This is a genomic window from uncultured Sunxiuqinia sp., assembly GCF_963974515.1.
Taxonomy (GTDB): Bacteria; Bacteroidota; Bacteroidia; order Bacteroidales; family Prolixibacteraceae; genus Sunxiuqinia.
Map to the genome: position 1 here is coordinate 1 of NZ_CAXBDD010000099.1, position 14,593 is coordinate 14,593.

General features: G+C 39.7%; 6 protein-coding genes. All 6 read left to right on the top strand.

The annotated features are described in order from the left end of the window. The first annotated feature begins 750 nt into the window (after positions 1 to 750). The 6 genes from AAC033_RS15820 to AAC033_RS15845 all read left to right on the top strand — a co-directional run bounded on the left by AAC033_RS15820 (position 751) and on the right by AAC033_RS15845 (position 14,589). Positions 751 to 1,884, top strand: a complete 1,134-nt coding sequence (locus AAC033_RS15820; protein WP_339739872.1) for a DUF4143 domain-containing protein — start codon at positions 751 to 753, stop codon at positions 1,882 to 1,884. 318 nt (positions 1,885 to 2,202) lie between these two features. Then, positions 2,203 to 6,249, top strand: coding sequence for a two-component regulator propeller domain-containing protein (locus tag AAC033_RS15825; RefSeq protein ID WP_339739874.1), 4,047 nt, complete (start codon positions 2,203 to 2,205; stop codon positions 6,247 to 6,249). A 908-nt stretch (positions 6,250 to 7,157) separates the two neighbouring features. Beyond that, the gene (locus AAC033_RS15830) at positions 7,158 to 10,190 is read left to right on the top strand and encodes a TonB-dependent receptor (RefSeq protein WP_339739876.1); all 3,033 of its coding nucleotides are present in this window, start codon (positions 7,158 to 7,160) and stop codon (positions 10,188 to 10,190) included. 25 nt (positions 10,191 to 10,215) lie between these two features. Next, positions 10,216 to 11,742: a RagB/SusD family nutrient uptake outer membrane protein gene (locus AAC033_RS15835; RefSeq protein ID WP_339739878.1), complete on the top strand. Its 1,527-nt coding sequence runs from the start codon at positions 10,216 to 10,218 to the stop codon at positions 11,740 to 11,742. A 100-nt stretch (positions 11,743 to 11,842) separates the two neighbouring features. Beyond that, the gene (locus tag AAC033_RS15840) at positions 11,843 to 12,886 is read left to right on the top strand and encodes a hypothetical protein (protein WP_339739879.1); all 1,044 of its coding nucleotides are present in this window, start codon (positions 11,843 to 11,845) and stop codon (positions 12,884 to 12,886) included. A gap of 227 nt (positions 12,887 to 13,113) precedes the next feature. Beyond that, a complete protein-coding gene (locus AAC033_RS15845; RefSeq protein ID WP_339739880.1) occupies positions 13,114 to 14,589 on the top strand; it encodes a hypothetical protein in 1,476 nt (491 codons plus the stop codon). The last annotated feature ends 4 nt before the right edge of the window (positions 14,590 to 14,593 follow it).

The following is a 14,593-nucleotide window of genomic DNA, read 5'->3' on the forward strand; positions in this document are numbered from 1 at the left end:
TCCTTTAAAAACCCGTTGGCAACAAGTCTTTCTTTAATCGTGCGTGTAAGCTCATTGGCACGGACTACAGCAATACCTTTTTCATTCTGCAGTTGTTGCAAAATTTCTAAAGCCTGAGCCAGCTTTTCCGAGGGTGTTGCCATAATCTTTGAACTTTAATTTCTGTGTGAAATTCAGTCTAATGCGCTGTGCGTATTCCAGTTTATTGTGTTGTTTTATATCCAGTTTAAACCAATGTGTGAAATCCAGTGTATTTTGTAAATATATAAAAGTCAGTCGATTAAGTAAACAAAATAGGATGCTTTTGTGGAAAGATGTATCCCATGTTCTGAATCAGTAAATAAGTCAATAACCACTAAAGGAACTCAAAAAAACTCTGAGACCATTAATGATGTCATAGTAGAGAAAAGCATGGGAGTTACTGTATTATCGTATAATTTCGAAGCAGATGTAATGATATGGTTATTCTTCCTTCTTTGTACGGCAGCTACAAATCTTGACTTTTTCTTGGCCGGTTGGTAAGCGGTTTGAAATGATTGAGTATTCTATGCTAAATTATTTTAAACTGTTTGCTTGTAGGATATTCTTTATAGTTCGCATTTTCCCCCTTTCTCATCTTTCTGGCATATAGGGGGTGATGACCTCACTACTTCGACTTTAGGATTGTGTTAGCTTTAATAATCGGAGCGCAGTGTAAATTTGGTGTTTTAATAAAATTAGTGTAAATTGCGTCATGAAAATGACGTAATTATGAATTATTTAGTCAGAGAATTGTCAGAGAATATTATAAAGAAATTACAGCCGAATAAGGTTGTAATTGTATGTGGTGCGCGCAGGGTTGGAAAAACTGTACTTGTTAAAGAAATTCTTGATAAAGTTAATGAGCCTGTTCTAACAATGAGTGGAGAGGATATTAATGTTCATGACAAGCTTTCCATTAGGAGTGTTGAGAATTACAGACAGATTTTAGGTTCATACAAAGTTCTCTATATTGACGAAGCGCAGAAAATACAAGAAATTGGGTTGAAATTAAAATTGATGATTGATGAGATCGAAGGATTAAAGATTATTATTTCAAGCTCATCTTCATTTGATATCCATAAGGATGCAGGAGAACCATTGACAGGTAGGAAGTATACATTCAATTTATTTGCCTTATCTGAGAATGAATATAATCAGATTGAAAATAGTATTTCCAAAATTGATAAGGTACGTGAAAGAATGATTTTTGGAAATTATCCTGAATTGTTACACTTGCCAGATAGAGAGGATAAAATTGATTATCTAAATGAAATGGTAAGTTCATATCTTCTAAAAGATATTCTTGTATATGAAAACATCAAGAATTCACAAAAAATATTTAATCTTTTACGTCTGATAGCATTCCAAATAGGTAGAGAAGTATCTCTTCAGGAATTAGGAAATCAATTAGGTATAAGTAAGAATACGGTTGAAAAGTATTTAGATTTATTAAGCAAAGTTTTCATTCTTCACAAAGTAGAAGGTTTTAGTAGGAATTTAAGAAAAGAAATAACAAAAAACTCACGTTGGTATTTTTTAGATAATGGAATACGAAATGCAATAATCGCAAATTTTAATTCTATTGAATCGCGAAATGATATCGGTGCCCTTTGGGAAAATTACATGATAAGTGAAAGGTTAAAATATCAGGAATACAAAAGACTTTCATCCAATAACTATTTCTGGAGAACTTATGAACAACAAGAGATTGACTGGGTTGAAGAGCGAGATGGTTCACTATTTGGATATGAATTTAAATGGAAAGAATCAAAAGTGAAAATCCCAACACAATGGAAAAATACTTATCCTAATTCATCTTTCGAAGTGATAAATAAAGACAATTTTGAGAACTGGTTGAAATAATTACTAAAGCTAATAATGTATAAAAATAATAGCCGAGATAGTAGCGAATTCGGGGGTTGTAACCCGCTTCAACTTTTGTGTAACTAGATAGGAAATCGCAATGCAATCGGCTACTATTCTTATACTTATCGTTATATAGTCACGCCTGAAAACCGGAGCTTTTCAGGGATCAATTTAGAATATTAATCATAGCTATGAAATGAATGTTAAAAAAACTAATTTAGCAACTTAACCTGATCTTTTGCAGACTATATAAGAGAGGTATATATTTTATTCTCTAAGAGTAAAACGTGGCGGGCATTCTAAAAAAGTTAGTGGATGAAGTGTTGGTTTTTATTTCTTTTGATTTTATCGGGACTTTTCTCAACTCATATTACTAATGGGCAGTATCAGTTTGAACATGTTGATTTGCCTTCTTCTTATCAAGGGAAAAAAATAAATTGTTTATTAGAGGATAGTAAAGGGTTTCTTTGGGTTGGTTTAGCAGATGGAGTAATAAGGTACGATGGTTATAATGCGAAACGCATAGAGGCTTATACTGAGGGTGGTGAATTATTGGATTTTGGTCATGTACTGGCCTTTGCAGAAGGTAAGGACAGGGAGATATGGGTTGGTTCCATGAATGGACTTTTTGTCTTTGACCCGGATTTAGAGAACACATTTTTGGTTCAAGATGCTCTGATTGTTAACGAGCATTGTCGTACACTTCTAAAATCCAGGTGGGGAGAAATGGTTATAGGAACCAATAACGGATTGCGTTTTATTGATTTCAAAAGTCGGCAGGTCAATGCGATAATGCATCAACCTGGAGTTGACACAGGGTTGAGTAATAATGTGATTCGTTCTTTGTATGAGGATTCGGATGGAAATTTATGGATTGGTACCTATGATCAACTCAATTGTTATGACCGATCTTCCAATAAATTTAGCCGCTTCCGCTTACGGGAAGAGAACAGTGAAGGTAATAACCTAATACTTGCGATCCATCCATTCTCCCCGGAAAATGATTCCCTATTATGGATAGGAACAGAGACGGGTTTATGTTTGTTAAACCGAAAAACAGGAGACTTCGAACATTACAACCATCGAAAACAATCCAATTCGATTAGCAATGATGTTGTTAAATCTGTCGAGTTAGTCGAGGAAGGAGTTGTTTGGCTGGGTACCGATTATGGACTTAATATTTTTGACTTCAAAGAGAATTCCTTTGAGGCCTATCTCTACGATTATCAAAACACCTACTCTATCAGTAATAATACGGTGAATGCCATTCTGAAGGATAAAAATGGGTATGTGTGGCTGGGAACTGATAATGGACTTGATAAAACTTACATTCCCAAATGGCCTTTTATCTGGAATAAAGTAAAGTCAGGTTCTCAAACGATGCGAAAAGGGATTATTATTAATGATTTTGCTTTCGATGAATTTGGGGATTTATGGATGGCTAGTATGGAAGGCATAATTTTTTATGATACTTCAGGTGATGGTTATCAGTACTTTCAACCACCGAAGGTTTTGCACAGTAAAGTAAAAGCAGTTCATGCCGATCAAAATGGGAAGGTTTGGTTTGCCACAAGTGGGGGGATTAATGTTTATGATCTGAATAATAAGCGATTTTACGAATATAGTGTTGAGAAAAAGTCGAATAATGGACTAAAAACCAATTACATATATGCTCTGGAGCAGGATGCTGCGGGAGACATGTGGTTAAGTGGATATAGACAGGGATTGTATAAAATAATTGATGATGATTTTCCCGATCTTCAGTTTGTTAATTTTAGAAATGAGCCTGACAATCCCCTCTCTTTATCCTCCGATATTATCATTGATATAAAAACCGATTCTATTGGAAGGCTGTTACTGGCTACTACCAAGGGGGTGAACCGCTTTGATCCGGTTAAGGGGGTGTTTGAGAGGTTTACTATTCAAGACAAGGAGCGTGATTTGACTATTGATTTTGTGGGGCAGGTAGATCCCTTGAGTGGAGATGACTTCCTGGCTTTGGCTGGAGGTGATATTTACCGTTACAATGCTGATGTTGACGAATTTTCTGTTGTTGTTAATTTGAAAGAAAATATTACCGGTTTCGTTTTTGATAATGGTGAGTATTGGTTTAGTACTCCCGGCCTAATATGCAAGTTTGATCCCGGAACAGACAAGTTCCTGAAATTTTCATCTCGCGAAACGAATATTCAAACCTTTAGCGGAGGTGTATATAAGCATGCCTCGGGGCGCGTCTTTTTTGGAGGTTTTGAAGGATTTGTGAATTTTGATCCTCAGTTGATTGAAGTGAACTCCAGGCCTGCAAGGGTGTTTTTTACCGATTTCAGAATTTCCGGGCAGTCTGTAAGTTTAAAAAGGAAAGAAGGGAAGGAAGAAATAGTAAATAAGAATATTGACGAGGCAGAACAAATTGAGCTGGATTATGAAGACAATACTTTTAGCATTGAGTTTTCAACACTTGGTTTTGACGATCACGAATCTGTAAGTTTCTCCTATATTCTTGATGGTTACGAAGACGAGTGGCAGACTGTCGATGGCGATAAAAACTATGCGTCTTATACCCGCGTGAAACCGGGAACCTATCAGTTTAAGGTGAAAGCAACCAATGAATATGGTGTGTTTAATACGGATAGCAGAGTTGTTCAAATAAAAGTATTGCCGCCTATATGGGCTTCTCCGGCCGCGTTGGTTCTTTATGTTGTCATGCTTGCTTCACTTTTGTTTATTTCTCGCAGGATGTTGATAGCTAGAATGAAATATAGAAACGAAATTCAATATGAACGAATGGAGAGAGAAAAAAGCGATGAGTTGTATAATATAAAAATTCGCTTTTTTACGAATATCTCACATGAATTAAGAACCCCTCTGACCTTGATTCTGAGTCCACTGGGGCAACTGATAAATAAGGAAAAAGATCCCGGGAAGTTAAAAATTCTGAATACCATAAAAAAGAACTCAGATCGCCTTTTAAAAATGGTAAACCAGGTTCTTGATCTCAGGAAAATCGAGTCCGGATCTGATAAATTAAAGATTCAGAACAGCGATATATTGATGGTTGTCAATAGAGTTATGGTGGATTTTGAATCCATGGCGGAAAAAAAGAATATCAATCTCCGCTTTAATAGTAATCACGAGTCCTTGGAAATGTGGTTTGATCTTGAAAAAGTCGAAAAAATACTCTTTAACTTATTGTCTAATGCCCTGAAATTTACCCCTCCGGGAGGAGATGTAGAAGTTGATTTAACACTGAATGGGGAGTATGTGGAACTTAAAGTTTCTGATACAGGCGTTGGAATACCCGCTGAATACCAGAACCGGATTTTTGAACGATTTGTAAATGTTAGAATTAATGATGAGAATGTTCAGCAGGGCACAGGAATTGGCCTTTCGCTGGTAAAAGCTTTTGCAGAGGAACACAATGGCAAGGTCTATTTTACAACGAAAGAAAATGAAGGGACCGCCTTTTTTGTTTTATTGCCTTACGATAAGACACTTTTGCCGGACTCAGGTATCGTATATGATCAATCTACCCGGGTGACAGAGCCATTCATTCGGAGTAATCAGGTTCGTAAGGAATCAAATGAGAGTAAGAAAGAGGCGGAGAAAAAAGCCACGATACTGGTGGTAGAGGATGATCCGGATATGCAGGCTTTTATTGCTGACGCTTTAGGGGTTGAATATGATGTTTCTCTAGCTGATAACGGGAAGGAGGGGCTTGCGCTTGCGATGAAAAAGTTGCCTGACATGGTTATTTCTGACGTGATGATGCCTGAAATGGATGGTATTGATATGTGTGAAAAATTGAAGGAAGATATAAGGACTTCTCATATTCCGATTGTTTTGTTAACGGCCAAAACAGGGATGAAGAATAAAATGGACGGAATATCTCAGGGAGCTGATGATTATATCGAAAAACCGTTTCATCTTGACTTTCTTTTGTTGCGGGTTAAGAAATTAATTGAGCAACGAATCATACTGAGAGAAGCATTTATGACAAACAAAGCGTTGGAACCTTCAGAAATTAATGTGGGGTCCGTGGATCGTGATTTTTTGGAAAAACTGGTTAAAACCATTGAGGAGGATATTGATAATACTGATTTAAATGTCAAACGATTAAGTCAATCCGTGGGACTTAGTCATACCAACTTATACCGGAAAATAAAAGGCCTTACCGGACTAACGGCGACAGAGTTTATCCGCAATACCCGTTTGAAAAGGGCCGCTCAGTTGTTGAAAAACAAGGAGTTGAATGTTGCCGATGTAATGTATATGGTAGGTTTTTCGCATCGGTCGTATTTCACTCGAAGTTTTAAAGAGTTTTTTGGGGTTTCTCCCAGAGAGTATTCTTCCAAAGAGAATTAGATTCAGGTATTTTATTTCTTTGCTATTCCATTGCTATCTGAAGGTGCGCTGAAAAATACAGGTTCTACCAACCATCCAATATCAAGTACATGGGGGTAAGGTTATTTCACAGCAAGCACAAATCTTTTGCACCTGTTTTTAAGAAAACTGCTGATCAGAAGAACAAAAATTACTTCACCGATCAAATTTTGACGCATTTCAATACTCCTTCGATTGGGGAACACTTAAAGTTCGTCGTTCGGACTTTTCGGTGAGCCCAAAATAATGTGGATTAATTCAAAAAGCCCTTCAGCAGCTATGTCACGGGGCTCTTAATCGCCCTTTCAGGTGGGAGATGTTGATGATCCGCTGTTGGCATGATCCCCTGAATTTTTATTCACATAAAATGTGACGGGCTGATCCGCAATGGTTGTGCAACGTAACACGATTTGTATGAAATGTTTTCGTAACCCCGAATTCATAATGCATAAGATTAGAAAGGTAATAAAAATTGAATTAATCTGTGAACATTATGAGCTAATGGCGAAGGTGTGAAACAGTGTCAAAAATGATCTTGATGCCCCTTTAGTTTTGGTGCGAAATTGCAATCTAAATAAGTTTCCAGGCATAAGGATTTATAGGTTACTGGCAAATATCAGATGGAAATGACACAAAACAGACAACAAATAGCACAAAAACAACAAAGCCTTACTGTGCTAGTATTTGGTTGATTCATGACCAATTGGTTGGTTTGTGAAAATTAGATTTGTAATGTCAATAAATGAAAAAACCAATATAAGCTTTGTATGAATAGGGAGAAAGTAAAAAAGAGATACTGGGCAGAAGTCTTGATTTTGGCACTGACCATGATTGGGGTGGCTGCATTAGTATTTATGTTGTCTGAAACGTATATCTAAACTTAAATTGCTATGATAAAACGAAAAGTGTTATTTAAATTTTTAATGGTAACCGTTCTTGTATGTGCGGTTAACTTTGCAGCTTTTGCTCAGTCCGCTATAAGCGGCGTGGTTAAAGATGAGGAGGGACTTCCTTTGCCGGGTGTAACGGTGGTTGAAATGGGAAGCTCTAATGGAACAATTACTGATATTGAAGGGAAATTCACGATTTCTGCAGATGAACATGCAGTATTGGTTTTTTCTTTTATCGGGTTTAAGACAGTTGAGGTCCCCGTGCAGGATGAAAATTTCATAACCCTGACTATGGAGGAGGAAGTCTTCGGACTTGATGAAGTTGTCGCGATCGGATATGGCACGGTTAAGAAAAGTGATCTCACCGGTTCTGTTGCATCGGTTAAGGCGGAGGAGATATCCAAAATGCCTGTGCAATCGTTCGATAAAGCTTTGCAGGGACGAGTTGCAGGGGTTCAGGTGAAGACTACTTCAGCCGCACCCGGAGGAAGTGTAAGTGTTATTATTCGCGGAGGAAACTCTGTGAACAGCTCAATTCAGCCATTATATATTGTCGATGGAATTCCGGTTGATGAGGGAACTTTGAACTCTTTTAATCCGGATGATATCGCCTCAATGGAGATTCTTAAAGATGCTTCGTCAACAGCAATTTATGGTTCGCGTGGATCCAATGGTGTGGTTTTAATTTCCACCAAGCGGGGTCAAAAAGGGGACGCCCGTGTTCAGTATTCCAATTACATCAAGTTTGAAGAAATGAAGAATGGGCTGGATCTTCTCAATGGTGAGGAGTTTGCTATGGTCTTTAATGAATGGTTAGTGAATACAGGTAGTGAGCCATTGTATGTTGGTGATAATCGTTATTTCCCCGGTCCCGAATCTATTGGAAAAGGTACGGACTGGATCGACCAGATTACCAAAACAGGATTTGCTCAAAATCATCAACTTTCTGTTACAGGAGGTACCGAAAAAGCAAAATATGCTCTTTCCGGAAACTATCTTGACCATGAAGGAGTCATATTAGGCGGAAGTTTTAACAGGGGAACTTTTAAAGTGAATACCGACATGGAAATCAATCATTGGTTGTCACTGGGCAATAATCTGAATGTTAGCCGGTACACTACCAGTAGTTCAGGAGAAAATACCAACATGGAAAGCGGAGGCGGAACGATCAATGCTGCCATTAAAATGTCTCCTGTTTTGCCGGTCTATGACATAAACGGTGAATATACAGCCAATAATTTTCCTGGAGCCCAGGGAATTGAAAACCCAGTGGCCAATGCTAAAGAAATCACCAATGAAAATACAACTGACAGGGTGATTGGATCTTTGTTTGCAAATATCTCGCCGCTTGAGGGGTTGAACCTCAAAGTAAGTTATGGTGTGGATATACGTAATGGTAAGAGTGTTAGCTTTAATCCTTCAACCACCATTTCCGGGGGGCTGAAAGGAGGGACCGCTTCGATTGATAACAGTGAGATCAACCATTATATCAATGAAAATATTCTGACCTATAAAAACGTTTTTGGCGCTCACAAAATTGATTTACTGACAGGTTACTCCAGAGAGTGGGAAGTGGCCGAATTTAATGGAATGAATGGTATTGGCTTTCCTTCTGATGTTTTGCTATACAACAATATGGCTTCAGCTGAAGAATATGGAGATCCGACATCTTGGAAGACTGAGTGGCAGCTGGAATCTTACATCGGTCGTCTCAACTATGGTTTCAGGAGTAAGTATTTGCTTACGTTTACCGGAAGATATGATGGCTCTTCCAAGCTGGCAGATGACAAAAAATGGGCATTCTTTCCATCCGGGGCTTTTGCCTGGCGAATTTCGGAGGAATCGTTTTTAAAGGACAATATTGCTCAGTTGGCCAATCTGAAATTGAGACTGAGTCATGGTTTAACAGGTAATTCCAATATTGGTCTGTATAAGTCACAGGTTATCCTGGGAATAGGTGGTTATCCCTTTAATGATGCAGTTCAGACTGCTGTATATCCCGGTTCACTGGGTAATCCTGATTTGGGATGGGAATATACCACAACCTCAAACGTTGGTCTGGATATTGGTTTATTTAAAAATCGTTTGAGTCTGACCGCTGATGTTTATCAACAAAAAACAAAAGATCTTCTATATTTTAAGAAACTGGATCCAATGTCTGGATATACAGGTTCTATGACCAACGCCGGAGAGTTGGAAAACAAAGGACTTGAACTTGCCTTGTTTGCAGCCATTGCAGAAGGAGGATTTAAGTGGCATTTTTCAGGAAATATCTCTTTCAACAGGAATGAAATTATTTCATTGGATGATGAAGCGAGTGAGTGGAAAATTGGAAAACCTGTTGGCGTATTCCGCGGTCGTCAATTTGATGGTATTTTTCGCGATTGGGATGAAGTTTATGGCCATGTGGGTGAATCCGGGGCAATGATTCAGCCGGCAGCTCAGCCGGGAGACGTGCGCTACCAGGATGTTGGCGGAGCTTTCGATGAGCAGGGCAACCGTATCCCGGACGGGAAAATCTCTGGTGAAGACTGGGTGATTCTGGGTGATCCCAATCCGGATTTTATTTTCGGTGTTACCAACGATTTCTCATTCAAAGGATTTGATCTGTCTCTGTTCATTACCGGTAGCCAGGGCAATGATATATTGAACCGCACCGGCTCTTATCTTACGCAGGTTACCAATATGCGTAACAACCTGGACAAGGTGGTCTTGAACCGCTGGACCCCCGAGAACCCTGATGCGGAATTTATGCGAATTGGAGGGACAGGATCAATGCCGGCGATTGAGGATGGCAGCTACATAAAATTGCAAAACGTCAATCTGTCTTATAATATTCCTGTAGGCAATATCAAATATTTACAGGCTGCCAAGGTGTTTGTAAGTGGTCAAAACCTGATCACGCTGACCGACTATTCTGGTTTTGACCCGGATGTTAATACCGGAGGTAAAAGTGCTACAAATCTGGGGGTAGATAATTCAGCTTACCCCATGCCCAGGGTTTATACCATGGGAATCAATGTTACTTTTTAATTGTTGACAAAGAAAGATTTAAGTTATGAAGATTAACAGACTGACAAAATATATGATAGTCGGGGCAGTTGTACTCTCCGCCTGGTCATGCGAAGACAATTTCCTGGATGAAAATATGCACAGTCAATTGGGACCTGCAAATTTCTATAATACAGAAAAGGATGCTGTTTCAGCTCTGAACGGGGTTTATGACGGCTTTCAGGATGATGCCTATTATGGACGTGGTATGTGGCATTTGGTCGATTATCCCACAGAAATGCACTTTGGATTCTGGAATGATGATTTTGATCGTTATACATATGAAGACGATGAAAATAGCCGTCTTTACCCGTTTTGGACTAAAGCGTGGGACATCAATAACAGGGCCAATTCTGTCATTGACAGAGTTTCTGCGATGACAATAGAAGATGAATCAGTTCAAAGCCGAATCATTGGTGAAGCCAAATTTTTGAGGGCTCTGAATTATTTCAATATGGTAAGGTTCTTCGGGCATATTCCGTTAATTACCAATGAAACAGTTGAACTTGACGACAATCAGTTTATGAATCAGACATCAAGGGATTCTGTTTATCAGTTTATTATTGAGGACCTTGAGTTTGCTGAAGCTAACCTTCCTGAAATTCAGGAAGAAGCCGGTCGAGCGACTATGGGAGCTGCCAAATCACTGTTGGGAAAAGTTTATTTAACGATGGCCGGATATGCTTTGGATTATGAAACGGGTACTCTTGTAAAAGGGGATCCTGCTTATTATCAGAAAGCAGCCGACAAGTTGAAAGAAGTGATTGATATGAATGTTTACGGATTGGAAGAAAACTTTGAAGATGTATTTGATCCCGAAAACCCCAATGGTAAGGAAATTGTTTTCTCCATTCAGTATCTGGCCGGTACCGGCGGATTCAACGGTGGTGAGGGAAACAGCTGGACTCCGGTTTGGGTGCCAAAAGGCTCTGGTATTGCATTGGTTGAATGGAAATCGGGCGGTACCCCTATTGAGTTTTTTAATTCCTATCCTGCCGGCGATGAACGCCGCGATGCCAGTTTCATGACTTCTTATATTAATTCGGACGGGGCAACCATTTCTTATCCTGAGTCGCCATTGGTGGCACCTCATCTGCGTAAGTTTCTAAGTGATATCCAGGAAGGACCAGACCCGAGTTTCAGCGCCATTGACGGAAAAGATTACGGATGTGATTTCCCGGTATTACGATATGCCGATGTATTGTTGATGTACTCCGAAGCTTTGAACGAGTTGAATGACCCCAATGCTTTGTGGGGAGTTAATCAGGTGCGCATAAGAGCTGGTGCTAATCCGCTTACAACGACAGAAAAAGAAATTCTAAAAGAAGATATTCTTCAGGAACGCAAATGGGAATTGACCGGTGAAGCTCACGGCTGGTTTGATTATGCTCGACTCGGGGTATTGCTGGAACCACAAAATTCAAATGGAGATCGTTCCGGATATCTGTTCCCGGAGATGAGGAATTACTTGTATCCTATTCCTTTTACAGCCAGGGAAATTAATCAGAATCTTGAACAGAATTATGGCTGGTAAGTCGGAATCGTGATTGTGAAATATAGAGAGCACACGGGGTGGGGGATGCTTAACTTTGTAGGATGTGTTTCCTCCCCATAAATTCGATAAAAATCAAAAAATGAAAAAAACGATATTATATCAAATACTTCCATTCCTGTTCGTCATTTTAGTAACGGAGAGTTGTGAAGAGCCAACGCCTACCTATGAGGTCAGACTGGATGAATATCCTCAGCCGGTTATGGAAGTGGAACAGAATATTGAAGACACTATCAATATCATGGTGGAAGATGCCTTTGTTTTTAATCTCGAGGTGAAAGCTGAGGCAGGGCTTGTCAGCTTGAATTTGAATGATAAGGTTGTTCATACTTTCCCTTACGGACAATTAAAAGATGAGGTTGAATATAGTTTTGTGATGCCTGATGTGGAGGATACAACTCTTGTTTTTACCCTAGTGGATGAAGCGGATCAAACCATTTCAACCAATGAAATCATAGCAAAAGCCGAAGGGCGATTGGATCCATACTTCCTGATTAATAATCTGAACGGACCTTTTGTGGAGTTTGTGGACGAACCGATTCCCAATCAGCCTGGTGGGCAATTTGCTGCTGTCATTGGAGCACAGGGAGGTTTGGAAGTGGAGCAATTCTCATTGCGAGCTTTGTGGCTTCTGGATGATGCGGCTTTTTATGATGTATTTACGCTTAATACCGAGGGACCGGAGGGAGATAAAGCCTTAAAGATTGATAAGCACAGTGGATTTACCAATGTAATTGCCAATATGGGGAATCCAATTCCTGAGGTATTTATCAATGAGATTGATGCCGGAAAACGGGCCTATCAGTTTGAGATTTACTACGATAACTCTGCCAATCCGGATGCACCGGGCGACTTGCCTTTCGCATTGAACTTTGATCTGTACATGGCTAATTTTGCCAAGTATAAAAATGACAAGGCAGGTATCTACAATACTTACACCGGAACCATCCCCTCTGCCAATCAATGGCATCAGGTTACTCTTGAGGTAAAAGACGCCGGAGGTCGCAGAACCGGAGACGTTGAAACCAATGAGATTGATGCCTTCAGTCTGAAGCTTTCTCCCGGATTTGATACTGGTGATAATCCTTATTATATCCGGAATTTTGCCGTGGTTAAGGTTAACTGATTTTCTTCCGGAATAATTATTTGAGCCAATAAATCACCTGCCTCTTCCCGGGGCGGGTGATTTAAATCCACCTAACAGGAAAAACGATGTTCATAACATTCAAATGACAGATGAGTTTCTTCAGCAATTGAGGTAGTTGACTCCATTCGAGATATCCGGTGACGCTTCAATTGGTTACAAAGCGTTTTAAAATATGGGTTCTTTTAGGCCTTAAATATCAAAGAAAAATGAAAAAGTATTTTGAAATAATAGCAGTTGTTGTTTTACTGGTTTTTAATGCCTGTGACAGCGGCTCAGACAGTATAGAAGATGTTCCGGCTATAGAGACAGACTATGATGTCATGATAGATGTCAACGAAACAAAAGGAACGGTCAGTCCTCTTCTGATGGGATTCAACACCATTTACTGCTTCGAAGCAGATGCCATGTGGCAAAACGGGAATGGCCAGATTCCCGCATTGATGAAGAAAATGAATGCCGGAATTCTGCGTTATCCTGGTGGTGCCGTAGTCAATCGTTATCATTGGAATAATCTTAACGGCGAAGGCTGGATGGACAATTGGGACCCTAATTATGATTCGGCCAATGATCAGCCGGAGTCAGAATTTATGGATGTGGATGAATATATGGCCAATGTAAATGCTATTGGTGCAGAGCCTATGGTGGGCGTGAATATGGGTTCCGGATTAAAATACAACAGGGTACAGGATGGAATTGATGAAGCAGTGGCTTTGGTTCAATACTGCCTGGATAACGGTTATGACGTTAGGTACTGGTACCTCGATAATGAAGCCTATCACGACGGGGCCAATTACACCATGACAGCTACTGAGTATGCTGAACAGATTAACTTATATGCGCCAGCTATGCGAGCACTCAGTCCTGATATTGAATTTATAGTGAACTGGACGCGAAATATTACTTCCGGCACAGGTAGCATGCAGACATTGATTGAGCAGGCAGGAGCCAATATTGACATCATGGAAGTTCACTGGTACTGGCAGTATGGGCAATCCACTTTCGATTTGTGGCTCAATAGTTTTCCTATGGGTACCAAAAATCAATGGTACAATGGATTTGACTATGTTCGGGAGATTATGGCTTTTAAACCTTTGGTCAATTCACTGGGGCATGGGCATATTAAGCTGGCCAGTAATGAGTGGAACTTGGGGCCATCTCCTTCAGAGGAGGAAACACCTTCAAAGTTTGAATCGGCACTGATGATTTCGGAGCAGTTTTCACAATTTATTGACGGCGGACTTTTTATGGCCAGCTTCTGGGGTGTTCAATGGCCTCATTCTACCGGGGCAGCAGTAAATCGTTATTTGGTGGATCCTACCAATAATTATTCTCCGAATCCATTGGTTTCCGTTTTTGAAATGTTTGGAGATGCCATGGGGGGAATGCAGGTGAAGTGTTCATCACTTAAGACAGGTGTATATGATATTGCCGTTTTGAATGAGGAAACCAATGAACTCTATATTTATCTGCTAAATAAGACTCAGGATTCAGCGTTGCTTTCAGCAGGGGTAGAGCTGAAAGGCGTCAATGTTTCAGAAGTGATTGCCAGTTCTTTTGTAAGAGACGAAGCCAATGGTGATGCTGCAAAGATCTCTGATGTTCAGGTTTTGGTTGAAAACGGCAATCGTTTGGTGCTTGAGCTACCCAAAAATTCTTTAACCAAAGTGGTTGTTAATCCATAAAAAG